The organism is Neorhizobium sp. T6_25 (assembly GCF_002968555.1).
Taxonomy (GTDB): Bacteria; Pseudomonadota; Alphaproteobacteria; order Rhizobiales; family Rhizobiaceae; genus Neorhizobium.
On record NZ_PVBL01000022.1, the window covers coordinates 1 to 22,670 of the forward strand.

General features: G+C 61.7%; 20 protein-coding genes and 1 tRNA gene. 6 read left to right on the forward strand and 15 right to left on the reverse strand.

Annotated elements, in window-relative coordinates; translation table 11 throughout:
- The first annotated feature begins 951 nt into the window (after positions 1–951).
- Positions 952–2,136: a tyrosine-type recombinase/integrase gene (locus C5L10_RS23965; RefSeq protein WP_105431701.1), complete on the forward strand. Its 1,185-nt coding sequence runs from the start codon at positions 952–954 to the stop codon at positions 2,134–2,136.
- Positions 2,137–2,202: 66 nt separating this feature from the next.
- Here C5L10_RS23965 and C5L10_RS23970 read toward each other — a convergent pair.
- From C5L10_RS23970 to C5L10_RS24000, 7 genes are all read right to left on the reverse strand, one after another.
- Positions 2,203–2,278 (reverse strand) — tRNA-Lys (locus C5L10_RS23970).
- Positions 2,279–2,510: 232 nt separating this feature from the next.
- On the reverse strand, positions 2,511–3,440 hold the full coding sequence (locus C5L10_RS23975) for a PhzF family phenazine biosynthesis protein (RefSeq protein ID WP_105431702.1): 930 nt from the start codon (positions 3,438–3,440) through the stop codon (positions 2,511–2,513).
- Between the two features lie 64 nt (positions 3,441–3,504).
- Positions 3,505–4,239, reverse strand: coding sequence for a DNA mismatch repair protein MutT (locus C5L10_RS23980; protein WP_105431703.1), 735 nt, complete (start codon positions 4,237–4,239; stop codon positions 3,505–3,507).
- Complete coding sequence (locus tag C5L10_RS23985; protein WP_105431704.1) at positions 4,236–5,345, reverse strand: endonuclease/exonuclease/phosphatase family protein; 1,110 nt, start codon at positions 5,343–5,345, stop codon at positions 4,236–4,238. Before C5L10_RS23985 ends, C5L10_RS23980 begins: the two co-directional genes overlap by 4 nt.
- Positions 5,346–5,394: 49 nt before the next feature.
- A complete protein-coding gene (locus C5L10_RS23990; protein WP_105431705.1) occupies positions 5,395–6,423 on the reverse strand; it encodes an ABC transporter ATP-binding protein in 1,029 nt (342 codons plus the stop codon).
- Positions 6,411–8,105 (reverse strand): iron ABC transporter permease, encoded by a 1,695-nt coding sequence (locus tag C5L10_RS23995; protein ID WP_105431706.1) that lies wholly within the window; start codon positions 8,103–8,105, stop codon positions 6,411–6,413. Before C5L10_RS23995 ends, C5L10_RS23990 begins: the two co-directional genes overlap by 13 nt.
- 12 nt (positions 8,106–8,117) lie before the next feature.
- A complete protein-coding gene (locus C5L10_RS24000; protein ID WP_046636347.1) occupies positions 8,118–9,101 on the reverse strand; it encodes an ABC transporter substrate-binding protein in 984 nt (327 codons plus the stop codon).
- A 243-nt stretch (positions 9,102–9,344) separates the two neighbouring features.
- Here C5L10_RS24000 and C5L10_RS24005 point away from each other — a divergent pair, with 243 nt between their 5' ends.
- The gene (locus C5L10_RS24005; RefSeq protein ID WP_105431707.1) at positions 9,345–11,246 is read left to right on the forward strand and encodes a hypothetical protein; all 1,902 of its coding nucleotides are present in this window, start codon (positions 9,345–9,347) and stop codon (positions 11,244–11,246) included.
- Between the two features lie 82 nt (positions 11,247–11,328).
- Here the strand turns inward: C5L10_RS24005 and C5L10_RS24010 are convergent, their stop codons facing one another.
- A complete protein-coding gene (locus C5L10_RS24010; RefSeq protein ID WP_105431708.1) occupies positions 11,329–12,555 on the reverse strand; it encodes a PLP-dependent aminotransferase family protein in 1,227 nt (408 codons plus the stop codon).
- A gap of 165 nt (positions 12,556–12,720) precedes the next feature.
- On the opposite strand from C5L10_RS24010, the gene C5L10_RS24015 reads away from it, so the two are divergent.
- The gene (locus C5L10_RS24015; RefSeq protein ID WP_046636350.1) at positions 12,721–12,930 is read left to right on the forward strand and encodes an AbrB/MazE/SpoVT family DNA-binding domain-containing protein; all 210 of its coding nucleotides are present in this window, start codon (positions 12,721–12,723) and stop codon (positions 12,928–12,930) included.
- The gene (locus tag C5L10_RS24020; RefSeq protein ID WP_105431709.1) at positions 12,930–13,316 is read left to right on the forward strand and encodes a type II toxin-antitoxin system VapC family toxin; all 387 of its coding nucleotides are present in this window, start codon (positions 12,930–12,932) and stop codon (positions 13,314–13,316) included. The genes C5L10_RS24015 and C5L10_RS24020 overlap by 1 nt, the downstream gene beginning before the upstream one ends.
- A 22-nt stretch (positions 13,317–13,338) precedes the next feature.
- On the opposite strand, the gene ilvC is transcribed toward C5L10_RS24020, so the two are convergent.
- Complete coding sequence (gene ilvC, locus C5L10_RS24025; RefSeq protein WP_105431710.1) at positions 13,339–14,358, reverse strand: ketol-acid reductoisomerase; 1,020 nt, start codon at positions 14,356–14,358, stop codon at positions 13,339–13,341.
- A 40-nt stretch (positions 14,359–14,398) separates the two neighbouring features.
- Positions 14,399–15,037, reverse strand: a complete 639-nt coding sequence (locus tag C5L10_RS24030) for a TetR/AcrR family transcriptional regulator (RefSeq protein ID WP_105431711.1) — start codon at positions 15,035–15,037, stop codon at positions 14,399–14,401.
- Between the two features lie 186 nt (positions 15,038–15,223).
- Here C5L10_RS24030 and C5L10_RS24035 point away from each other — a divergent pair, with 186 nt between their 5' ends.
- A complete protein-coding gene (locus C5L10_RS24035; protein WP_105431712.1) occupies positions 15,224–15,586 on the forward strand; it encodes a DUF4087 domain-containing protein in 363 nt (120 codons plus the stop codon).
- A 22-nt stretch (positions 15,587–15,608) separates the two neighbouring features.
- On the opposite strand, the gene C5L10_RS24040 is transcribed toward C5L10_RS24035, so the two are convergent.
- On the reverse strand, positions 15,609–16,511 hold the full coding sequence (locus C5L10_RS24040; protein ID WP_105431713.1) for an AraC family transcriptional regulator: 903 nt from the start codon (positions 16,509–16,511) through the stop codon (positions 15,609–15,611).
- Between the two features lie 188 nt (positions 16,512–16,699).
- Between C5L10_RS24040 and C5L10_RS24045 the strand changes: the two genes are divergently transcribed.
- Complete coding sequence (locus C5L10_RS24045) at positions 16,700–17,746, forward strand: NAD(P)-dependent alcohol dehydrogenase (RefSeq protein ID WP_105431714.1); 1,047 nt, start codon at positions 16,700–16,702, stop codon at positions 17,744–17,746.
- Between the two features lie 127 nt (positions 17,747–17,873).
- Here the strand turns inward: C5L10_RS24045 and C5L10_RS24050 are convergent, their stop codons facing one another.
- Genes C5L10_RS24050 through C5L10_RS24065 form a run of 4 tightly spaced genes read right to left on the reverse strand, consistent with a single transcriptional unit; the run spans position 17,874 to position 22,573 of the window.
- The gene (locus C5L10_RS24050) at positions 17,874–18,947 is read right to left on the reverse strand and encodes a BMP family ABC transporter substrate-binding protein (RefSeq protein ID WP_046636355.1); all 1,074 of its coding nucleotides are present in this window, start codon (positions 18,945–18,947) and stop codon (positions 17,874–17,876) included.
- A 47-nt stretch (positions 18,948–18,994) separates the two neighbouring features.
- Positions 18,995–19,921 carry an ABC transporter permease gene (locus C5L10_RS24055; protein ID WP_105431715.1) on the reverse strand — a complete coding sequence of 309 codons (927 nt, stop codon included), beginning with the start codon at positions 19,919–19,921 and terminating at the stop codon, positions 18,995–18,997.
- Positions 19,921–21,009 (reverse strand): ABC transporter permease, encoded by a 1,089-nt coding sequence (locus tag C5L10_RS24060; protein ID WP_105431716.1) that lies wholly within the window; start codon positions 21,007–21,009, stop codon positions 19,921–19,923. Before C5L10_RS24060 ends, C5L10_RS24055 begins: the two co-directional genes overlap by 1 nt.
- Entirely contained in the window at positions 20,999–22,573 is a 1,575-nt protein-coding gene (locus C5L10_RS24065; protein ID WP_105431717.1) for an ABC transporter ATP-binding protein, read from the reverse strand. The genes C5L10_RS24060 and C5L10_RS24065 overlap by 11 nt, the downstream gene beginning before the upstream one ends.
- Positions 22,574–22,670 lie beyond the last annotated feature (97 nt).

Below are 22,670 nucleotides of genomic sequence, written 5' to 3' on the forward strand. Positions count from 1 at the left end.
AGGAGCATGATATCGGGCCATTCAAAACCAAAGCTGCAGCGATGACTGAAGCAGAGCGCCTTGCTGCCCTGCAGTGACAATGAAACCAGTCAAGCCCTGAATACCCTGGTGTCAGAACAGCGCTTACAAGAGATCACTGTTGCCCCATACCTTGCATTGTTGGTGGACGGCACTTCTGAGACTCAGATCTCTTGCTTTTACGAATATGAAGTCAAGCACTCTTCCTATCGGCAGTGCAGTTCGGGGAAACATGACAGCGACAACCGCTCAGAACCTCCGCCATCCCCCTGTAGCCAATGCGGTGCGCTTTCCATCGACGTGATAGGGGTTGGCAATGAAACCGATAAGGATCTCCCGCCGGCTGATTTATGCGCTTGTCGTGAGCGCGATCGCCGGAGCGATAGCAGCCTCTACTCTCACGATGATCGTCCTACATGGCGGGACCCACGCCACCTATTGCCCATCAGCCAGCGCTTTCTGGATATTCCGCTGCGTGCCGACCCTGAGAGCGCTCCTTATGTTCGGGTGGGTAAGCCTTTTGACCGGAATGCCAGTTTTCATGTTCCTGATCATCATTCTCGGGATTGGGCGGCGGTAGGCCCGACACCAGCGCCCCAGATGAAGGCGATGGGTCCGCCTGTGGACAGTTCGCCTGTGGATAACGGGGAAAGCGGGGATTGATGACTATTCGGCGCCCCGTGACACTCCCCTCCGGAAGTTGGCCGCCCCGCATGTTGGCGGATCTGGCCGCTGCTTATTGCGGCGAGCGCCATGTCGAGGATTTTCTAGAGCGAGTCGGCACGACGTATCCGCAGCCGCGAGTGGTTGACACAACGAGGCGGAAGTTTTGGTATCGGGACGATCTGGACCGCGCCATGAACATCGGAGCGGCTGAAAGCTCATCGGGTATGGGAGCAGCGTTCCGTGCGAAGATCAGGGAAAAGCGGAACAGTGGGACTGCCTAAGCACGTTCACCGCATCACCAAACGCAGGAAGGCGGGCGACGAGACCGTCTACACCTTCTACACGCGGTTCAGAAACACCAAGGACGCTTGGCCGTCCATTGCCCTTCCGGACCCGCTCGAGCGGGAGTTCTCGGAGCGTTTGGCGATCTGCGAGGCGCTGGAACGAGACGGCAAAGGCCTGCTCCTTGACGGGAAGCGGTTGCCTGAACTGAGGAGCAAGGACTTCTGGCCGGAAGCAGAGCGAGCCATCGGCGCTTTCATCAAGCGCGGGCGCGAGGGTATCAAAGACTTCAAGGCGCTGGTCGATGCCTTCCAGAGCGAGACGAACCCGTTTTGGAGCGAGCTCGCTGCTTCCACGCGCCGCGGGTACAAGGCGTCGGGCAATCTGATCGTCGAAATCTGGGGCGATATGATGCCGGGCGACCTCACCACCGTTGACGCTCAGGAAGCCATCGACGCCCTTGGCGAGACCCCGGCTACGGCGAACCAATTCCGAGCGTTCCTGTCTCGCCTCATGGCTTGGGGTGTCCCTCGCGGGTACTGCAAGGCCAACCCTGTTGAACACACAGAGAAGATCCCGGGCGGCGAGCCATGGGTACCGTGGCCGAACTGGGCCTTCGAGACACTTTTCGAGCATGCACCGTTTCACATGCAGATCATTGCCATGTCGGCCTTCTTCACCGGCCAGCGCCAAGGCGACGTCATTGCGATGCTGAAACCGAAGGCTGGCGAGAACGTCATCGCCGTCAGAGCGCAGAAGACGAAGAAGACCGTGTGGATCCCGATCCATTCGGCCTACCGTAAATGGATCGACCGCGTTCCTTCCAACGACAGCCTCATCCTTCATGCCGGATCACGCACCAGGTCTTACAAGACTGCCGACGGTTTCCGGACGGAATGGCAGAAGCTCATGAACGAGGAAGCATTCAAGCGATTCCGGGAAGAACGAATCGTCTTCCACGGCCTGCGAAAAAACGCGGTGATCAATCTTCTGGAGGTCGGCTGCACCGAAAACCAGGTCGGGGCGATCTGCAACATGTCGGCGCAGATGGTTCAGCATTACGGGAGGGAGGTGGCGCTTCGAAGCTTGGCGAGGGACGCCATGAAGCTAATGGAGAGCCGGTGGAGTGAGATCGAGCCGGCAGCTTTCCGGAACAGGAACGGAACGTGAATTGGCAACCGTTTCCAATTCACTGGAAACCATCGCCAAATAATATTCGCTAAGTATTTGAAATAGTGGTGGGTGATGTAGGGCTCGAACCTACGACCCGCTGATTAAGAGTCAGCTGCTCTACCAACTGAGCTAATCACCCAAGAACCGTCTGTGCGAGGCGTGCTCGCCAGCGGTGTGAGGGGCGTATAAAGGGGATCGTTCAGCTTGTCCAGCGGCTCGGCTAAAATTATTCGCCCGACGGGCAAAAAATCCATGAGGTCGGATTTTGCGCCTAACGGAAACCTCTGCGTAGCCCAACAGGCTACGCAAAAACGAAAAGTTTCAAAGTCTTACTGCGTCACAATATCGCAATCATCGACAAGCGGCGAAATTCAAAGATAGAGCGTGCCTTCCGCGACCTTGATTGCCTGGCCGCCGATGCGGGCCCTGGCGATCTCTCCCTCCTTCACGTCGATATGCAGATGGATCAGGGACGGACGCCCCATCTCCACCCCCTGCTCCACCAGCACCGGGTGATGGCCGTCCGGGAGAGCATCGAAATGCCGGATCGCGCCGGAGAGTGCGGCGACGGCAGCGCCCGTGGCCGGATCCTCGGAAATCCCCATGTCCGGCGAGAACATCCGGGCATGGAACTTTGCCTGATGGTTCACGCCGCTGCGGCAATAGACATATGCCGATGCAAGCGCGCCTTCGACGAACGGCGCCGCCTTTTCCCACAAGGCCGTGTCGAATTCGAGGTTCTGCACCGTCGCCAGATTGTGCAGCGGAATCATCAGGAAAGGCACGCCGGCGCTCCAGATGGAAGCGACGTGATTCTCGAAACCGATATCCGTCGATTTGACGCTCAGCGCATCGGCGAGCCCCTGCCGGTCGAGCGGAAGCTCGATCTGCACCGGCTTTCTCGGCAGGTCGAATTCGGCAAATCCGGCCTCGCCGGCCCGAAGCCGTACGGCGCAGCGCACAGGGCCAACATTTTCCTCCAGCACGCAGACAAGATCCATGTCGGGCTGCCCGGCCGCGGGCCCTGACCTATGATTGAGTTCGGCGAGCGCCACTGCCGTTCCGACTGTCGGATGCCCTGCGAAAGGTAATTCCTTGCCCGGCGTGAAGATGCGCAGGCGGGCTGCATAGGCTGCGTTCGCGGAAGACTGAACGAACACCGTCTCGGAGAGATTCATCTCCCTGGCGATCGCCTGCATTTTGTCGTCGGCAAGGTCGTCTCCATCGAGAATCACCGCCAGCGGATTGCCGGCAAGTCGTCTGTCTGTGAAGACGTCATAGATGCTGTAGCGACGGGCCAAACACACCTCCCCGTGTTTCGATGGCGCCAAACTGCCCGACCGGTCGGCTCAAAGCAACCCCTGTTCAGCCCTTCGAATGGCCGAAAAACAGGTCGAGAATCGGGAACATCAATGGGCTGTAGGGATGCGCGCCGCGGTCGGCCGAGCGGATCGCCACGGCTCCGGCAATCTCCTTTTCCTCGTCATGCACCATATGGTCGGCAATGCGCGCCAGCATCTCCTGTGCCGTAAGGTCGAAGCGATAGAAGCGGAAGCCGACGACCCGGTGTCCGCCGTAGCAGGCGAAAAGCTGCCGGTCCGCCTTCGCCTCGGCGAGGTCGAGGCCGGTTTCCTCCCGAACTTCGCGGTACATGTTGGCCTCGAGAGCGAGCTTGCCGTCGACGATGTCCAGAAGATCGAGCGAGCCGGCGGCGCAATAGACCTGACCCGGATTGGCGGTCCTTTCGCTCATCCGGACGGCGATGATCGCCCCATCGGACGAAACGGGCACGGCAAAGCCGAAGAGATGGAAGGCGCCGGCGGGATCAGGCTGTCTCCGCCACCATAAGAGCGTCGAATAGGGGATGACATGCGCCTCGCCAATGATCACGCCGTCCCGGAACGAAAGCCTGTTCTGCAGCACCATCTGGCCGTTGAAGAGATGCGGATTGGCCGTCGCTTCGCGCGCCCAGTTCTCTTCGATCTCGTCCCGGTGCGCGACATAGATGGGATGCGCTCCGGGCAGGACCGAGAGATCGAAAGCCTCGACCTCGAAGACGGTATTTTCAGGCGGCCAGCCGCTGATCGTCTGGATGGTCATCGAAGCTCCAGCGACATCACGACGGGGCAATGGTCCGATGCCTTCGGCCGGTCCCAGCCGATGCGCGGAAACCGTTCCACTTCCTGTCCCGGCGGAAAGACGGTGCGGTAAGGTTGGCCGCCGCGGATGATTTCCGGCACGCTATCGGCGTTGTGCTCGGCGAGCGTCGGCGACAGCCAGATATAATCGAGTTGGCAGAGGTGCTGCTCCTCCGGCCCGCGCGCATGATAGAGCGTCCAGCGATCCATCGCGGCGCGGCGCGTAGTCGGGTTCACCACAAAGCCGTCGTCGGTGAAGACATTCAGCGCACTCACCTCTTCGCGCCGCGGCTCGAACCGGTAACCTTCGCGGCGGGTGCCGATCACCTGCACCTTTTCCTGATAATCGTTCATGTCGCCGCAGATGGCGAAGTTCTTGTCCGCCGTCCGCCCCTCGCCGAAGCGGCGCTCGACGATCTGGCGCACCGCTTTCGCCTCCGCCATGCGAACCGCCATCGTGCCGGTGCGACCATCCTGGCCGTCACGGGCATTGCCCATCGATTTGAAGTGCACGACGAACAGCGAGAACGGCTTGGACCCGATCGTCAGCTCCAGTTCAAGGCAGTCGCGCTTGAAGATCTTGTCATGCGCCTGGTTGCTGAGCGCCAGTTCGTCGTTGAAGAGGCCGAGCTCCTGATAGGTCAGCATGGCGTGGCTGCGCACGTCCCGCACCTCGATCTTCTCGCCGCTGCGGGTCTCCTCGCGCATCAGCACGGCAACGTCGATGCCGCGCGAATCATTGCCCTCGACCAGATATTTCTGGCGATAGCCGTTGCCGACCATGCGGTAGAGATACCCGTATTCGAAGGCCTGCAGGGCCGGCATGCTGTCGACCTCCTGCAGGCAGAGGATGTCGGCGTCCGCTTCCGCGATCGCCAGCGCCGAAAGCTGTCGCGTGTCGTCAGTCTCGGCGATCATCCGGGCCTGTTCGAGCTGCTGGTAGACCGCCTTGTCCTGCACGTCGTAGAGCCGCAGCACCCGGTCCTGCCGGAGCTGATTGCGCCAGCCGGAGAAATCGAAGCGCGTCATCAGGTTTTCAATGTTGAAGGTGCCGAGACGCAGCGACATGAGAGGGATTCCTTTTCTTGGAGAACACCATAACCACGGCGACGCCCGGCTACAATCTCCAGGCCGCGCGGATCACGATCGACAGGCAATCGCCGACCTTGACCGGCTGGCGGCTGAAAGCGCGCAATGCCTGTCCGTCCGGCAGAGCGAGACGCAGCGCATAACGCTCGCCCTCGAACAGCACCGAGAGGACGGTGGCCACCTGTCCTTCCGCCGCGATTTCGACGTCCTGCGGACGGACGAGGATGTCGGCGCGCGGCTCCTGTGCCGGTCCGGTGAGGATCTCCTGCATGGCGGGCCAGTCGAAAAGCCGCCGGTCACCGAATGGTGACGGTAGCGAGAGGATCGCCCCCTGCCCCACGAGGCCGCCGACCAACCGGCCCTCCGGGCGCGCATAGATTTCCTCCGGCGTCGCCACCTGCAGCAGCCGCCCCTCGGACATCACGGCAACGTCGGTGGCAAGCGCCATCGCTTCCGACTGGTCATGGGTGACATAGATCATCGTCGCACCGGATCGGGCATGGAACTCGCGGAACGTCTCTTCCATCTCCTGACGCAGGTGCCGGTCGAGATTGGCGAGCGGCTCGTCGAGCAGCACGACGTCCGGCTCGGTGACGAGGCAGCGGGCAAGCGCAACGCGCTGCCGCTGGCCGCCGGAAAGATCCGCCGGACGGCGGTCCGCGTAGGTTTCGAGGCGGACGGCGGCGAGCGCCTCCCTCACCTTGCGTGCACGTTTTTCGCCCGAAACGCCGCGCACCTTCAAAGGGTAACCGACATTTTCCGCGACGCTCATATGCGGCCAGAGCGCATAGGACTGGAAGACCATCGCCATGTTGCGATGTTCGGGCGACACCATCTCGGCTGCGTCCGCCAGAACGCGCTCGCCGAGCAGGATCGAGCCGTCGCTCGGCTGTTCGAAACCGGCGATCATCCTGAGCACCGTCGTCTTGCCGCAACCGGAAGGCCCGAGCAGCGCCAGGAAGCCGCCTTCGCGTACCGTCAGCGACACGTCGTTGACGGCTGCACGGCCGCCTGTGTCGAACGTCTTGGAGAGGCGGTTGAGGATCAGCTTCGCCACGGTACCACACCTTTCGGCAGTCGTTTCGCCATCAGTTCCAGCACCACCATCATCGCGATCACCATGATGACCACAAGGACGGAGAGTGCAGCCGCGATGTTGAAACTGCCGCTGTCATCGAGATTGTAGATCAGCACGCCAAGCGTCTGGGTGCCAGCCGACCAGAGGAGCGCCGAGACTGTCAGCTCGTTGCAGGCGATCAGGAACACCAGGATCACCGAGGCGCCCGCGGCCGGTGCCACCAGGGGCACGAGAATATCGACGAGCCGGCGCGCGAATCCTGCTCCGGAAAGCCGCGCGGCCTCCTCGAGCGAAGGATCGAGCTGACGGAAGGCGCTGACCACGGGCTTCAGGCTGACGGCGAAGAAACTCGAGAAATAGGCGATCAGGATGATCCAGATCGTCCCGTAGATCGAGATGCCGATCACCGGAATGGGCGCCGCGAACAGCAGGATGAAGGCGACCGCCAGCACGATGCCCGGCAGCGCATAGGGGATTTCCGCCAGCGCCGAAATGAGGCCCACAAAGCGGCTCTTGCTGCGCACCAGGAAATAGCCGGTCAGCACCGTCACCACCAGGAGACCGAAGGCGGTGGCGAGCGACAGCGAAAGGGAATTGGTGAACGCAATGCGCGTCGCGGCCTGGCGGAACAGGATTTCCTCATAGGCCTTGATGGTGACGGTCGCCGGGCTGAGCGGCACGCCGTAGGCAGGCGCCAGCGAGCTTGCGACGAGAGCGATGAGCGGCATGGCGAGTATCAGGAAGATCGTCAGCCAGAGCAGGAGTTCGGCAAACCAGCGCCAGGTGCCAAGCCGGAACACCGCGACCTGCCCCGAAAGGCCTATGACGCGATAGTCGCGGCCGCGCAACACCCGTGCCTCGACCATCAGCCCGATGACCGACAGGACCGCAATCAGGCCGGACAGGACCGAGATGTCCGCGAACGTGCGGGGACCGAAAGCCGCGAATTTCGAATAGATGAGGGTCGGCAGCGTATAGATCCCGGCTGGAATGCCCAGGATTGCCGGAATGCCGAAATTGCCGACGCAGGAAACGAAGGCAATCGCCGCGCCCGCTGCGAGACCCGGCAGCGACAAAGGCAGGATGACATCTTTCAGCACCTGAAAGGACGATGCACCGGAAAGCCTCGCCGCCTCCACCGCATCGCGCGGCAGCGCAAGCAGCCCGGCACGGAGCGACAGGTAGACGAGCGCCGCATTCTGTACGCCGTAGAGGAGCGCGATGCCTCCGATCGAATAGAGCGGCTGCGGTGAGCCGAGAGGCGGCGCGAGCCCTAGCGCCTTCAGGAGCGCGCTGGAAGGCCCGGTCATGCCGATCCAGGCAAGCGCCGTCACCTGCGGCGGGATCATCGTCGGCAGCATGAAGAGGAAACCGAGGAAAGCCTTGCCCCGGATGTCAAACAGCGTCAGCAGCAGCGCGAAGCCACCTCCCAGAACGACGGCTGCGATCATGCCGAAGAAGGAGGTGGACAGCGTGTCATAGACCGACCGCCACAGGCCCGGGTCGGACAGAAGTTCGCTCGCCCCACCCCGAAAGGCGGACATGATTCCGGTCGCGGCGAGCCGGCCGAGCGGCAGCACGCTCAGGCAGAAGATCACGGTTACGACAAAAGGAAACAACCAGCGTGGCTGGCTGTTTCCCTGTTTCTGAGGTCGCGTCATATGGCGCTTATATCAGCCTTTGATGCCGAAGATATCCGCGAAGCCCTTGACGTCCTTCTCCGAGTTCTTGAGCGCCTCGGGAGCGTTGATGGGCAGGACCTTGATCGTCTCGCGCGCCGGGAAGCCGGCCGGTACGGCCATGCCGTTGCGGGCCGGGATGTAGCCGAGCTTCAGGAAGCCTTCCTGGCCCTTCTGGGAAAGCACGTAGTCGATGAACTTCTTGGCATTGTCCGCATGTTTGGTGGAGGCAAGGATCGCTGCCGGCTCGGTGACGGCCGAAACGCCTTCCTTCGGGAAGACGAATTCGACGGGAGCGCCCTTCGCCTTTTCGCGGATCGGCAGGTAGTCGACGACGAAGCCGTAGGCCTTCTCGCCCGAAGCGACGGACTTCAGGATCGCGCCGTTGCCACCGGCGGCAATCGCGCCGTTTGCCTTGAGGTTCTTGTAGTAGTCCCAGCCGAGGCCGGGGATGCCGGAGAGCGTCTGTGCGTGGATAAGGGCGGCACCCGAGGCAAGCGGGCTCGGCATGGTGACGAGGCCCTTGGCTTCCGGCTTGGCAAGGTCTGCCCAGCTGGTCGGCTTCATCGCGGCCTGGGTGTTGTAGATGATGCCGGTGGTGATCAGCTTGGTCGAATGGTAGAAGCCGTCGGCGTCATAGAGGGCCTTGTCGTAATTGGCGGCTTCCGGCGACTTGTAGGCCATCAGCTGGCCTGCCTGCTTCATGCGCTCGAGCGTTACCGTGTCGGCGATCAGGAGAACGTCGGCCGCCGGGTTGCCGGCCTGGATCTCGGCATTGAGCTTGGCCATGATCTGCGGCGTCCCGTCACGCACCCACTGCACGTCGAGCCCCGGATTGGCGGCCTTGAAACCGTCGACGGTCGCCTGGGCGTCCTCGTTCGGCTGGCTGGTATAGAGCACGAGATCGGCGGCCTCGGCGGCGCCGGCAATCATGCCGAAAGCCACGAGGGCGGTGAAAGCGGAAAGAAGGTTCTTCATCGGAGCGTCCCTGTTCGAACATAAGCTGCGGACGATAAGCATTCCTGCTTGACAGCCATGTGACAGGCTGGGGGCAACGCCGATCTTCCAGCATGTTTTACCAGCGGCGACCGAAATACGAAGACTAAATTTACTGTTATTCGATCATTCCGGCACAGCGGCACTGCCGGACCCCGCCACTTCAATTGTTTCGCAACCAAATCCTGCCATCTCGTGCTCCAGGGTATATTTCGGGGGCACAGAATGAAAAGCCGGGACAACTGGGGCGCACGACTGCGCTATGGGTTCGACAAGAGCATGGCGGGCGGCGCGATCGCGCTGATCGGCTGGCTGGCGCTGATATCGCTGATCGTGATCATGATCGCCGGCGCGATACTCGCGGTAACCGGCATCGCGCCGGAAGGCGCCGAGTCGCTCGGCTTCATCGAAGGCACGTGGGAATCGCTGATGCGCACCTTCGATGCCGGCACCATGGGCGCCGACCAGGGCTGGAGTTTCCGCATCATCATGCTGCTGGTCACGCTCGCCGGCATCTTCGTCTTCTCGGCATTGATCGGCGTCATCTCCTCCGGCCTCGAGGAAAAGCTCGACGAGCTGCGCAAGGGGCGCTCGCGGGTACTCGAAACCGAGCACACGATCATCCTCAACTGGTCGCCCTCGATCTTCGACGTCATCTCGGAACTCGTCATCGCCAACCAGAGCCGCCGCAATCCTCGCATCGTCATCATGGCGAACAAGGACAAGGTGGAGATGGAAGACGAAATCGCCACCAAGGTCGTCGATCGCAAGAACACCAAGATCATCTGCCGCAGCGGTGATCCGACCGATCTCTACGATCTCGGCATCGTCAACCCGCAGACGTCGCGGTCGATCATCGTGCTCTCCCCCGAAGGCGAGGACGCGGACCCGCAGGTTATCAAGACGGTGCTTGCGCTGGTCAACGATCCCAACCGGCGGACAGAAAAATACATGATTGCCGCCGAAATCCGCGACGCCGACAATGCCGAAGTGGCAAGGATCGTCGGCGGCGGCGAAATGCAGCTGGTGCTCGCCGACGATCTGATCGCCCGCATCGTCGTCCATACCAGCCGACAGGCGGGCCTGAGCGCGGTCTATTCCGAGCTGCTCGATTTCGACGGCTGCGAAATTTACACGCTCGAACAGCCCGGCCTCGTCGGAAAGTCCTTCGGCAATGCAGTGCTCGCTTACGAGAACAGCACGCTGATCGGCCTCTGCGACAAGGACGGCGCAATCCGCCTCAACCCCGACCCGAACCAGGTGATCGTCGCCGGTGATCGCGCAGTCATCATCGCCGAGGACGACGACTCGATCAAAACCTGGTCCGGCGACATGGGCATCGACAAGAATGCCATCAAGGCCATCGTCAAACGCGGCAAGACTGCCGAACGCACGCTGATCCTTGGCTGGAACCGCCGCGGCCCGATCATCGCGACCGAACTCGTCCGTTACGTGGCCCCCGGCTCGCGGCTGATGATCGCCGCAGACACGCCGGAATTCGAAGACGAGATTGCAGCACTTCACCTCGACAAGGCACTGCTCGCCGTCGATCACCGGGTGATCGACACCAGCAGCCGTTCGGCACTCGATGCCCTCGATATCCCGTCCTACGACCACGTCCTGGTTCTCGGCTACAGCGACAGCATGATGGCGCAATCGGCCGACACCCGTACGCTGATCACCCTGCTGCAGCTCCGCAAGATCGGCGAAAAGGCCGGCAAGCACATCAGCGTGGTCAGCGAGATGATCGACGTACGCAACCGCGAGCTGGCGGAAGTGACCCGCGCCGAGGATTTCGTCGTCAGCAACAAGCTGGTCAGCCTGATGCTGGCTCAAGCCTCCGAAAATGAATCCATGGCGGCGATCTTCGAAGAGCTTCTGGATGAGGCCGGCTCCGAAATCTACATGCGGCCGATGAGCGATTACGTCGATATCTCGAAGCCGGTGAACTTCTTCACCGTGGCGCTCGCGGCCCTTCGCCGCGGCGAAATTGCCATCGGCCACCGCCGTCAGCGGCCAGGCGATGCCGACCTCAGAAATCTCGGCGGCGTGGTGGTCAACCCGCCCCGGTCCGAGGTGACCACCTATTCGGACGGCGACATGCTGATCGTGTTGGCCGCCGACTGACCGGACAGCGGAAAGCATAGGCACCAACAAAAAAGCCTGCCGTTCTGCGGCAGGCTTTTTCCGTGGAGAAAACTTAGAAGGCTCAGGCAGCGGCACGGATGGCGTTGGAGATCAGGCGGCCGAGCCGCTTGATACCCTCGTCGATCATCGCCTCGTCTGCGCAGGAGAAGCTCATGCGCAGCGTATTGGCATTGCTGCCGTCCGCGTAGAACGCCCTCCCCGGAACGAAGGCGACTTTTTCCGTGGCGATCGATTTTGCCAGCAGCTCGGCACCGTCCATGCCTTCCGGCAAAGTCACCCACACGAACATGCCGCCTTCCGGGCGCGTCCAGGTGGCATTCTTCGGCATGTATTTGTCGAGTGCCACCAGCATCGCATCACGCCGCTTGCTGTAGACGGACCTGATCTTGGCGACCTGGGCGTCGAAGCCGCGCGAGGCGACGTGCTCGATGGCGATCTGGTTGATCGTCGAAGAATGCAGGTCCGCCGCCTGCTTCATCAGCACCAGCTTGCGGATAACCGGCATCGCCGCGACCACGAAGCCGACGCGCAGGCCCGGCGCCAGCGTCTTCGAGAAGCTGCCGCTATAGATCGTGCGGGTGTTTTCGATACCGCCCCGGCGGGCGATGTCGAGCGCCATGATCGGCGGAATGGCCTCGCCGTCATACCGCAGGTGCTGATAGGCGGCGTCCTCGAGGATTGCGATATCGAGTTCGTCGGCAAGCGCCAGCAACCTTTCGCGGGCCGCCAGGTCGATCGTCTCGCCGGTCGGATTGGAAAAATCCGCAGACAGATAGGCGAACTTGACGGCGCCGCCGGTCTTGGCCGCGGTGTCGCGGTAGGCTTCCGGCGTGCGATTGCCGTTCAGCGACAGCTGGTCGTAATTCGGTTCATAGGCATTGAAGGCCGAAAGCGCGCCGAGATAGGTCGGCCAGGTAACCAGCGCCGTGTCGTTCGGCGACAGGAACAGCTTGCCGAGATAATCGAGCGCCTGCTGGGATCCGGAGGTTATGAAGACGTTATCGGGCGTGCAATCGATACCGATCTTGGCGACGTCGCGAGCGATCCATTCGCGCAGCGGCTTATAGCCTTCGCTGACGGAATACTGCAGCGCCGCCCCCACCTGGGCGCTGGAAAAAATGTCCGAATAGGCCTCCTTGAAAGCCACGTCCGGAAACAGCGCCGGATCGGGAATCCCGCCTGCGAAAGAGATGATATCGGGCTGGTCGAGCAGCTTCAGCAGTTCGCGGATTTCAGAGGCGCGCATGCGGCTGGAGCGCGTCGCAAAGATTTGTTCCCAATCAAGCACGGGATGTTTCCTCTTATTTCAATTTTCTTTGTCCGAACTTTACACAAAGACCGATAGGTCAGCAAGACTGACCTATCGAGGTAGCTGCGATTTTTTGGACCATTGTGCTTTACCACGAACCGACCTATCTTACCAATAAGCGATCGATGCGCCGGAGGTAAGATCATGGCAGTTGCGACCTTGTCGTCCAAATTCCAGATTTCCATACCCAAGGAAATCCGTGAAAAGCATAATTGGCAAGCTGGGCAGCAATTTGCTTTCATTCCAAAAGGAAAGAGTGTCGTTCTCGTCCCGGTGCCGACACGAGACGAATTGCGAGGAATAGCAAAGGGCGCCGACACGAGCAATTACCGGGACAGGGACGATCGGTACTGATGCGCGTTGTCGATAGCTCGGCATGGATCGAATGGCTGATCGACAGTCCTCTGGCTTCTCGCCTGGCAGGCGAGTTTCCTGAAACGCACGAATTAATCGTGCCTACCATCATTCAAATGGAAATGTGCAAATGGCTGATGCGGGAGAAGGGCGAGGAATCTGCCGACCGCTTCATTTCCTATACAACCGAATGCCTCGTTGTTGAACTCGGCACCGAAATTGCCTTGGATGCGGCCGAAGTTTCCCGCCGTTTCCAGCTCTCGACCGCCGATGCCATCATCTACGCGACGGCAAGGCTCCTCGATGCCGACCTTCTGACCTGCGACCGGCATTTCGAACACCTGCCGCATGTCACCTATGTTCAGAAATCGGGGGCGGAACACTAGTTCCACCCCCGAACTTGAAAGCTTAGTTGACGCTCTTGTCGACCAGCTTGTTCTTGCCGATCCAGGGCATCATGCCGCGCAGCTTGGCGCCGACTTCCTCGATCTGGTGGCTGTCATTCATGCGGCGGATGCCCTTGAAGCGCGAACCGCCGGCGCGGTATTCCTGCATCCAGTCCGAGGTGAACTTGCCGGTCTGAATGTCGTTCAGGACGCGCTTCATCTCGGCCTTGGTTTCAGCGGTGATGATGCGCGGACCGGTAACGTATTCGCCCCACTCGGCCGTGTTGGAGATCGAGTAGTTCATGTTGGCGATGCCGCCTTCATAGATCAGATCGACGATCAGCTTCACTTCGTGCAAGCATTCGAAATAGGCCATTTCCGGCGCATAGCCGGCTTCGGTCAAGGTTTCGAAACCGGCGCGGATCAGTTCAACGAGACCGCCGCAGAGAACGACCTGTTCGCCGAAGAGGTCGGTTTCGCATTCTTCGCGGAAGTTGGTTTCGATGATGCCCGAACGGCCGCCGCCGACGCCGCAGGCGTAGGAGAGAGCGAGTTCAAGCGCGTTGCCGGAAGCGTTCTGGTGAACGGCAACGAGGCAGGGAACGCCGCCGCCCTTCTGGTACTCGCCGCGAACCGTGTGGCCCGGGCCCTTCGGCGCGATCATGACCACGTCGACCGAGGTCTTGGGCTCGATGAGGCCGAAATGGATGTTGAGGCCGTGCGCAAAGGCGATTGCGGCGCCGTCGCGGATGTTGCCGGCAATTTCGGCCTTGTAGATGTCGGCCTGGAGTTCGTCCGGGGTCGCCATCATCATCAGGTCGGCCCACTTGGCGGCCTCGGAAACGGTCATCACCTTGAAGCCGTCGGCTTCCGCCTTCTTGATCGTTCCGGAACCGGCCTTGAGTGCAATCACGACGTTCTTGGCGCCCGAGTCCTTGAGGTTCAGCGCATGCGCGCGACCCTGGCTACCGTAGCCGATGATGGCAACGTTCTTGGACTTGATGAGGTTGATATCGGCATCCCGATCATAATAAACGCGCATCGTTTTTTCCTTCCCTATGCGTGAGGTCTGTTGATGATTGTTATCGTCCAGCGGAGACGCCGAGCACGTCCGCCGATTGTTTCTGCGTGCCGTGCAGCGTGAGGAACGAACCGACCGCCCTCTCCGCCTGGCGCGCATTATCCTTGAGGCCGGGTTCCCCGAGCAACATGCGTACATGCAGGTCGGAAACGATCAGGCCGTAAAGCGTGTGATAGGCGGCATCCGCATTGTCGAAGCGCAGCAGCCCTGCCCTTTTCCCCTGGTCGATCAGCGCCATGGCGCGGCGGTCGATCTGCCGGCGGCCGTGTTCGAGCAGAAGCTTCCCGAGCTTCGATCCTTCCCGGGTCGCCTGGCCGATCGCCAGCCGGTTCAGCGCCAGCGAAACGTCGCCGGCCAGAACGACCAGCAGATCGCGGGCAAAAAGCTCGAGGTGATCACGCAGGAGATCGGCGGTCAGCCGTTCGCCCGAACGCTCGAAGGTGCGCACCTTGCTCGCCTGATGGGCGATCATCGCCGCCAGCAGGCCTTCGCGGTCGCCGAACCACTTGTAGAGGCTTTCCTTGGAGCAATTGGCGGCGCGGGCAAGACCGGAGGTGGTCAGCGCCTTCTCGCCGCCTTCCACGAGCAGCCGAAGCGCCTGTTCCAGAACGGCGTTCTGGCGCGGCGAAAATTCGGGCATGTCGGAGGTATCGGCTCTCACGGTTTTAGATCCTTTTGCGTACCGTACGGTACGGTTCTGCTCGTATAAAGCATCCGCTGCCGCCGTCAAGCCCGTTCTTTCAAGGTCCGATCATCAACGATGAAGGTTTTTAAGCTAGACGTTCCCGGAGCCGATACAATCGCCCGAACGATCAGGAGGACATTCATGAACCGGGTATACAGCGCCATCGCCGCCTTCGCTTTTCTTGCCCTTGCCGCTGTTGCCCATGCCGCCGACAACCGTTGCGGCTGGATCCAGAACCCGACGCCCGGCAACTGGTGGCTGGACGACGCCGAGGACACCTGGACGATCCGCACCCAGGGAAGCGAGGACGAGCCCGAAGGCATGGATCTCATCCCGGACATTTCGGAGCGCGACTATGTCCGCACCAATGGCAGCTACGGTTACGCCTGCGCCTGCATTAAGGTCGATGCGGACGGCGACGGACAGATCACCAAAATCTATACGTTCAAGCAACTCAAGCTCGCCCAGTGCCGCAACGACAAGGCGCTGAAATTCCCCGGTTGATCCCCGAGGGTTTTAGGCCTCGCTATTCCGCCGCGGCCAGGATCGCACCCACGTCACGCAGCGGTGATATGCCGTAGAGCCGGCTGTATTCGCGGCTGAACTGCGACGGGCTCTGGTAGCCGACCCGATGGCCGGCGCTGCCGACATCGAGGCCCTCCAGCAGCATCAGCCGCCGCGCCTCATGCAGGCGCAGCTTCTTCTGGAACTGCACCGGCGTCATCGCCGTCACCGACTTGAAATGATGGTGCAGCGAGGACGGGCTCATGCCGACATGGTCCGCCAGGTCCTCGATCCGCAGCGTGCGGTGGAAATTGGCGCGCAGCCAGGCGACGGCGCGGGCGATGCGGTTGCTGCGGCTTTCGGCGGTCGCGATATGAACAAGCCGTGCGCCGTCGGGCCCGCAAAGCACGCGATAGAGGATTTCCTGCTCGATGAGCGGCGCCATGGCCGCAATATCAGCCGGCCGGTCCAGGAGGCGAAGCAGCCGCGTGGCTGCATCGAGCAATTCCGGAGGCGCGACGTTGGAGACGATGCCGCGCATGGCATCAGTTTCGGAACCAGGCCGTGGAACGTCTACCCGCTCCAGCAGCGCGGACAGGCGGTCCGGATCGATGGCAAGCGCGAAACATAGGTGCGGCACCTCCGGACTTGCGACCGTGACGCGTGAGGTCACCGGCAATTCGATGGAGGTGAGAAGATAATCGCCGACGCCATAGGCAATCGTCTCGTCCCCCAGCTTGACGCTCTTGGTGCCTTGCAGGACCAAACCGAGGCAGGGCCGGTAGTCCATGTAGAGCGGTGCGGTCGGGACCGTCCGCCGGCTGAGCATCAGATTCCCAACGGCCGTGAACACTTCCCCATCCTTCTGAACGTGCCGCGCGGCAATCGAGGCCGCCTCGTGATAGGGATTGAAGGGCAGTGTCATGGAGCCTCCGGAATGAGCAGGTGACCGCTTTTCCTATGCCGACTTGCTCCTGAAACCAACAGGCGGGCGATCACTTTTGCAGGATCGTGCACAAAGCTCGCAGGATCGCTCTAACGCCGTTGCGAGGTCCGGAGGCATAGTCCGCGCGTCCAATTCCCTTCCAACCCCAACAGATGAATGGAGCTCCCATGGCTATTGCAAAAGGCTATGCCGCGACCGACGCGTCGAAACCATTGACGCCTTTCACCTTCGAGCGCCGCGAACCCGATGACGACGACGTCGTCATCTCGGTGCAATATTGCGGCGTCTGCCATTCGGACATCCATCAGGCCCGCAACGAATGGGGCAATTCCCGCTTTCCGATGGTGCCTGGCCATGAAGTGGCCGGCGTCGTTTCGGCCGTCGGCTCCAAGGTCACCAAGTTCAAGGTCGGCGACCGTGTCGGCGTCGGCTGCTTCGTGAATTCCTGCATCGGCTGCGCCACCCGCGATCTCGACTACGAACATTTCCTGCCGGGCCTTACCCAGACCTATAACGACGTCGAGGCCGACGGCACGACGCCGACCTATGGCGGTTATTCCGATTCGATCGTCGTCAAGGAAGGTTATGTCCTCTCCTTCCCGGACAATATTCCGCTCGACGCCGGCGCTCCGCTGCTTTGCGCCGGTATTACGCTCTATTCGCCGCTGCGCCACTGGAAGGCCGGTCCCGGCATGAAAGTCGCGATCGTCGGCATGGGCGGCCTCGGCCACATGGGCGTCAAGCTCGGTGCGGCCATGGGCGCCGATATCACCGTGCTCAGCCAGACGCTGTCGAAAAAGGAAGATGGCCTGAGGCTCGGCGCCAAGGATTATTACGCCACCAGCGACGCCGAGACCTTCGCTAAGCTCGCCGGCACGTTCGACCTGATCATCTGCACGGTCGGCACGACAATCGACTGGAACGCCTATCTCGGCCTCCTGAAGTTCGACGGCTCCATGGTGCTGGTCGGCGTCCCGGAACATGCGGTCCCGGTCCATGCCTTCTCGGTTATCGGCGGCCGCAAGAGTCTTTCGGGCTCGATGATCGGCTCCATCAAGGAAACTCAGGAAATGCTGGATTTCTGCGGCGAGCACGGCATCACGTCCGAGATCGAGAAGATCAGTATCCAGGATATCAACGAAGCCTACGAACGCGTCATCAAGAGCGACGTGCGCTACCGCTTCGTCATCGACATCGCCTCGCTGGCTGCGTGACAGCCCAAAAGGTCGAAACAGAAAGGGCGGTCCACGGACCGCCCTTTTTTATTACGCCGACCATTCCCGGTCGCTGAGATGAGCGTGCCGTCGAAACGATACCGCGATCGTTTCCGGCCTGTTTTCCCTACTTAGGCAGCTTGTCGTCCACGCCTTCGACGTAGAAATTCATGCCGAGCAGGACGCCGTCCTGCGCCTTTTCGCCGGCAGGCAGCCACGCGGTGCCGTCCTGCTTGTTGATCGGGCCGGTGAACGGATGCAGTTCGCCCGACTTGATCTTGGCTTCCGTCTCTTCCGCCATCGCCTTCACGTCGTCCGGCATGTTGGTATAGGGCGCCATGGTCAGGATACCGTCCTTCAGGCCATCCCAGATCTGCTCGGACTTCCAGGTGCCGTCGAGCAGCGCCTGGGTGCGCTTGATGTAATAGGCACCCCAGGTGTCGACGATGGCGGTCAGCTGCGTCTTCGGGCCGGCCGCGATCATGTCGGAGGCCTGGCCGAAGGCGAGGATGCCGCGTTCGGCGGCGACCTGCATCGGAGCGGTGGTGTCGGTGTGCTGGGTCAGGATGTCGACGCCCTGGTCGATCAGCGCCTTGGCGGCATCGGCTTCCTTGCCCGGGTCGAACCAGGTATTGGCCCAGACGACCTTCAGCTTGAAGTTCGGGTTGATCGACTTGGCGCCGAGTTCGAAGGCGTTGATGCCCATCACCACTTCCGGGATCGGGAATGAGGCGATGTAACCGGCGACGCCCTTCTTCGACATCTTCGCGGCAATCTGGCCCTGGATATAACGGCCTTCGTAGAAGCGCGAATTGTAGGTCGCGAGGTTCGGTCCAGCCTTGAAGCCGGTCGCATGCTCGAACTTCACATCGGGGAATTTCGCGGCGACCTTGACGGTGGCATCCATGAAGCCGAAGGACGTCGTGAAGACCAGCGAGCAGCCGGAACGGGCCATGCGCTCGATCGCGCGTTCTGCATCCGGGCCTTCCGGCACGTTTTCGAGGAAGGGCGTTTCGACCTTGGCGCCGAGTGCCTTGTCGAGCTGCTGGCGACCGAGGTCATGGGCCTGGGTCCAGCCGCCATCCGTCTTAGATCCGACGTAGATGAAGCAGACCTTCTTCTTCTCCTGAGCCACGGCGCCGGTCGAAAAACCGCCCATCAGGGCGGCCGATGCGGCAAGGGCGATAATCAGTTTCTTCATTTCCTAACCTCTATTGGCTTGAAGACGTTTTGTTTTTGGTTCCGTGGTCACCGGTCGGGGACAAAGGGTTTCCCGAGCGAGGCCGGCGTATTGATGAGCGTCGTGCGACGATTATGCGAAATGATGATCAGCACGACAATAGTCGCCGCATAAGGAAGTGCGGATAGGAACTGCGACGGGATGACGATGCCGAGGTTCTGCGCCACGATCTGCGCATGCAGTTGGCCGATCCCGACGGCGCCGAAGAGGTACCCGCCGGCCAGAACCCGCCATGGCCGCCAGGAGGCGAACACGACGAGCGCGAGCGCTATCCAGCCGCGGCCGGCCGACATGTTCTCCACCCATTGCGGCGTGTAGACGAGCGAAAGCTGAGCGCCGGCAAGTCCGGCGCAGGCGCCGCCGAACATGACCGCCAGGTAGCGGGTGCGGATGACGTTGATGCCGAGGGCGTGGGCGGAGGCATGGCTGTCGCCGATCGCCCGCAGCTTCAATCCGGTCCGGCTCCTGAACAGGAACCAGTTGATGCCGACGACAAGCGCAATCGATACGTAGAAGATCAGGTCCTGGCGAAAGAGCACGCGACCGAAAAACGGGATGTCCGAAAGGTACGGAAAGACGATCGGCTGCAGCTTGATGCCCGGCTGGCCGACGAAGGCCTCGCCGATCTGGCCGGAGAGACCGAGACCGAGGATGGTCAGCGCAAGGCCGGTGGCGACCTGGTTGGCCACCAGCGTCAGCGTCAGGAAACCGAAGAGCAACGAGAAGATCCCGCCGCCCAGAATGCCGGCGAGGATGCCGATATAGGGTGAGCCCGTCAGTTGCGCGGCCACGAAGGCGCAGGCCGCGCCCATGATCATCATGCCCTCGACGCCGAGGTTCAGCACGCCGGAGCGCTCGGTTACCAGTTCGCCGAGTGCGGCGAGAACCAGCGGGGTCGACGCGGTGATGACGGTGAGAAGGATTGCTTCGAACATCAGGCCTTCACCTCCGCCGTTTTCGCGCCTGCAAAGATCAGCCGGATCCTGTAGTGGATCAGCGTATCGCAGGAGAGCACGAAGAAGAGCAGCAACCCTTGAAAGACGCGGCTGACCTTGTCCGAAATGCCGATCGACAGCTGCGCCGCCTCACCGCCGAGATAGGTCAGCGCCAGAACGAGGCCTGAAGCGATGATCCCGAGCGGGTTGAGCCGCCCGAGGAAGGCGACGATGATCGCCGTGAAACCGTAGCCCGGCGAGATGACCGGCTGGACATGGCCGATCGAGCCGGAGACCTCCGAAATGCCGGCAAGCCCGGCAAGCGCACCCGACAGCAACATCGAGAACCATACCATGCGGCGGGCGGAGAAGCCGGCAAAGCGCCCTGCCCGCTCCGACTGGCCGAGCACCGAGACCTCGAAGCCCTTCAGCATGAAGCGCATCATGAACCAGAGCGCCACGGCGGCGACGATGGCGAAGATGAAGGCCCAGTGAGCGCGGCCGGACGACAGTATCTCCGGCAGTACCGCTTCGATCTGGAAAGTCTTCGTGATCGGGAAATTGTTGCCCTGTGGATCTCGCCATGGGCCGCGGACCAGCCAGTCGAGATAGAGCTGGGCGATATAGACCAGCATCAGGCTGGTCAGGATTTCATTGGTGTTGAAGCGGGTTTTCAGCAGCGCCGGTATGCCGGCATAAAGCGCGCCGCCGATCATCCCGAGGATCAGCATCAGCGGCAGGATCAACGGCGAGTGCCAGTCCGGATACATGACCGGCAGGATCGAACCGGTGATCGCACCGATGGTGAACTGGCCTTCGGCGCCGATATTCCAGTTGTTGGACCGGTAGCAAACCGACAGGCCGACCGCGATCAGGATCAGCGGCGCCGCCTTGATCGCCAGTTCGTGGAGCGACCACACTTCCAGCAGCGGCTCGACAAAGAAGCTGTAGAGAGCGCTGACCGGGTTCTTCCCGAGCAGCCAGAACATGATGGCGCCGAAAAGCAGCGTCAGCGCCAGCGCCAGCAGCGGCGAGAGGACCGAGAACAACGTCGAGACCCGGGCACGCTTCTGGAGCTCAATGCGCATGCGCCGTCTCCGGAATGGGATGGCTTTCGTGGATACCGCCCATCAGCAGACCGATGCGTTCCAAGGTCAGCGTGCCGGCCGGATAGGCCTTGGAGAGACTGCCTTCGGAGATGACGGCGATATTCGTCGCCACCTCGAAAATCTCGTCGAGATCCTGGCTGATCACCACAACAGCCGAGCCCGACCTGGCGAGATCGATCAGCGCCTGGCGGATGCGGCTTGCGGCACCGGCATCGACGCCCCAGGTCGGCTGGTTGACGACGAGTACCGAGGGCTGCCGGTCAAGCTCACGCCCGACGATGAATTTCTGGAGGTTGCCGCCGGAGAGCGAGCCTGCCTGCGGATCCTCGCCGCTCTTGCGGACATCCATCGCCTCGCAGATGCGGCGGGTGGCGGACCGGATCGCGTCGAAGCGGATGACGGAAAACGCGCCGCCGGACAGAAAAGCCTTCTTGTCCGACTGGCTGCGGGCGAGCAGGAGATTGTCCGAAAGCGCCATGGCGGAGACGGCGGCATGGCCGTGGCGCTCTTCCGGCACGAAGCCGGCGCCAAGCAGGCGGCGGCCATTGATGCCGGTGCGGCCGACCGCCTTGCCCCGGATGCGGATCGCCTCGTCTTCGGCGACCGGATATTCGCCCGAGAGCGCATCGAAGAGTTCGCCCTGTCCGTTGCCCGCAACACCGGCGATCGCCAGCACTTCTCCGGCGCGGACCTTCATGGCGATGTTCTTCAGCGAGACTGCAAAAGGCGTGCGCGCCGGAACCGAAAGATTGCTGACCTCGATGCGGATATCGCCGAGTGCCGCCGCATTGTCCCGATGGACTTCGGCAACGTCGGAGCCGACCATCATGCGGGCAAGCGAGGCCGGGGTTTCCTGGCTCGGATCGCAGGCACCGGTGACCTTGCCATGGCGCAGGACCGTTGCGCGATCACAGATGCGGCGCACTTCCTCCAGCCTGTGGCTGATATAGAGAACCGACCGGCCCTCGGCCTTCAGCTTGAACAGCGTCTCGAACAGCCGGTCCGCTTCCTGCGGGGTCAAGACTGAAGTCGGCTCGTCGAGGATGATCAGCTTGGGGTTCTGAAGCAGCGCCCGGACGATCTCGATGCGCTGGCGTTCGCCGACGGACAGGTCCGCCACATGCGCCTGGGGGTCGAGCGGCAGGCCATATGCCTTGGAAAGCGACGCCGCTTCGTCCGAGATCCTGGCGAGCGAAATCTTCGGGTCGAGCGACAGCGCGATGTTTTCCGCGACCGTCAGTGCCTCGAACAGCGAGAAATGCTGGAAGACCATGCCAATGCCGAGGTGGCGGGCCTCGCCCGGCGAGGCGATCGTCACGGGCGCGCCCTGCCAGAGGATCTGGCCGGCGCTTGGCTGCAGCACACCGAAGAGCATTTTTACCAGCGTCGATTTGCCGGCACCGTTTTCACCGAGCAATGCGTGGATTTCGCCGGGAGCGATATCCAAATCGATCGCGTTGCAAGCCGCGAAGCTGCCGAAAAGCTTGGTCAAACCTCGAACCGACAGAAGCGGAACGGTCGCCGGACCCTCGGATAACGTCACTGAACCCCCTCGTTCACCGCGTACCTACCTTCTTCGAGGTTTTTCAGGGCAACGCGGCGTATTGACTTTGACGACGTCCAGCGATCCCTCCGGACAT

Bases quoted from the DNA above. Each gene is read 5' to 3' on its own strand.
- C5L10_RS24060 (WP_105431716.1), bottom strand. From the start codon at position 21,009: ATGCGCATTGAGCTCCAGAAGCGTGCCCGGGTCTCGACGTTGTTCTCG.
- C5L10_RS24045 (WP_105431714.1), top strand. From the start codon at position 16,700: ATGGCTATTGCAAAAGGCTATGCCGCGACCGACGCGTCGAAACCATTG.
- C5L10_RS24055 (WP_105431715.1), bottom strand. From the start codon at position 19,921: ATGTTCGAAGCAATCCTTCTCACCGTCATCACCGCGTCGACCCCGCTG.
- C5L10_RS24000 (WP_046636347.1), bottom strand. From the start codon at position 9,101: ATGAAGAACCTTCTTTCCGCTTTCACCGCCCTCGTGGCTTTCGGCATG.
- C5L10_RS24030 (WP_105431711.1), bottom strand. From the start codon at position 15,037: ATGCCCGAATTTTCGCCGCGCCAGAACGCCGTTCTGGAACAGGCGCTT.
- C5L10_RS23995 (WP_105431706.1), bottom strand. From the start codon at position 8,105: ATGACGCGACCTCAGAAACAGGGAAACAGCCAGCCACGCTGGTTGTTT.
- C5L10_RS23985 (WP_105431704.1), bottom strand. From the start codon at position 5,345: ATGTCGCTGCGTCTCGGCACCTTCAACATTGAAAACCTGATGACGCGC.
- C5L10_RS23980 (WP_105431703.1), bottom strand. From the start codon at position 4,239: ATGACCATCCAGACGATCAGCGGCTGGCCGCCTGAAAATACCGTCTTC.
- C5L10_RS24020 (WP_105431709.1), top strand. From the start codon at position 12,930: ATGCGCGTTGTCGATAGCTCGGCATGGATCGAATGGCTGATCGACAGT.
- C5L10_RS24015 (WP_046636350.1), top strand. From the start codon at position 12,721: ATGGCAGTTGCGACCTTGTCGTCCAAATTCCAGATTTCCATACCCAAG.
- C5L10_RS24040 (WP_105431713.1), bottom strand. From the start codon at position 16,511: ATGACACTGCCCTTCAATCCCTATCACGAGGCGGCCTCGATTGCCGCG.
- ilvC (WP_105431710.1), bottom strand. From the start codon at position 14,358: ATGCGCGTTTATTATGATCGGGATGCCGATATCAACCTCATCAAGTCC.
- C5L10_RS24050 (WP_046636355.1), bottom strand. From the start codon at position 18,947: ATGAAGAAACTGATTATCGCCCTTGCCGCATCGGCCGCCCTGATGGGC.
- C5L10_RS24005 (WP_105431707.1), top strand. From the start codon at position 9,345: ATGAAAAGCCGGGACAACTGGGGCGCACGACTGCGCTATGGGTTCGAC.
- C5L10_RS24035 (WP_105431712.1), top strand. From the start codon at position 15,224: ATGAACCGGGTATACAGCGCCATCGCCGCCTTCGCTTTTCTTGCCCTT.